This is a genomic window from Streptomyces sp. LS1784, from assembly GCF_020103755.1.
Taxonomy (GTDB): domain Bacteria; phylum Actinomycetota; class Actinomycetes; order Streptomycetales; family Streptomycetaceae; genus Kitasatospora.
This window is the reverse complement of sequence record NZ_JAHSQD010001243.1, coordinates 1-653: the sequence shown is the minus strand read 5'-3', so window position 1 is coordinate 653 and position 653 is coordinate 1. Positions and strand designations below refer to the sequence as shown.

General features: G+C 76.4%; 2 pseudogenes. Both read right to left on the bottom strand.

What is annotated here, in order from left to right:
• Positions 1 to 220: pseudogene (locus KS423_RS46785) on the bottom strand (N-acetylmuramoyl-L-alanine amidase); the annotation flags it as partial.
• 51 nt (positions 221 to 271) lie between these two features.
• Positions 272 to 653: pseudogene (locus KS423_RS46780) on the bottom strand (hypothetical protein); the annotation flags it as partial.

Sequence of the window (653 nt, the reverse complement as noted above, 5' to 3'; positions counted from 1 at the left end):
GCTCGGCACCGGCCGGGGTGGCGTCGGCCGACGGCGCACCGGTCACGGCCGGGCCGCTCGGCGACGGACCGGTCGGGGACGGACCGGTCGGGGACGGGCCGCTCGGCCCGGGCCCCGGCCTCTCCTCGGAGGAGGAGCCGGAACCGGAGCCCGAGCCGCCGCATCCGGCAAGCAGCAGCGCGACGACGGCCAGTGCCGCCGGGAGCATGCGAATCCTCATGCCCCACAAGCTAGTTGACGTAGCGTCAGGTGTCGTACGCCGCCAGGCGGATCAGTCGTCGCCGTCCAGCAGGTGCTGCCGCACCTCGTGGAAGGTCCAGGCCCCGCCGACCGGCCGGGAGAAGACCCACACCAGGTCGAACCGGTCCGGCCAGGCCGCGGGCACACCACTGTCGGCCGCACCGAGCGCCTCGACGATGCGCGGGATCCGCGAGTGCTCCCAGCAGATCAGCACCGGCTGCGCCCCGGCAAGTGCGGAGCCGGCCAGCGCCGACTCCTGGGACTCGGCGTACGCGGTGTCCACGGTCAGCCCGAGCCGTCCGGCCAGCGGGGTCACGGTCTGGCGCATCCTGTGCGCGCCGGCCAGCGGGCCCCGGTCGGCGGCGGCGAGGATCCGGGCCGGGGTGCGCAGGCCGGGCGCGGGCGGCACGAAC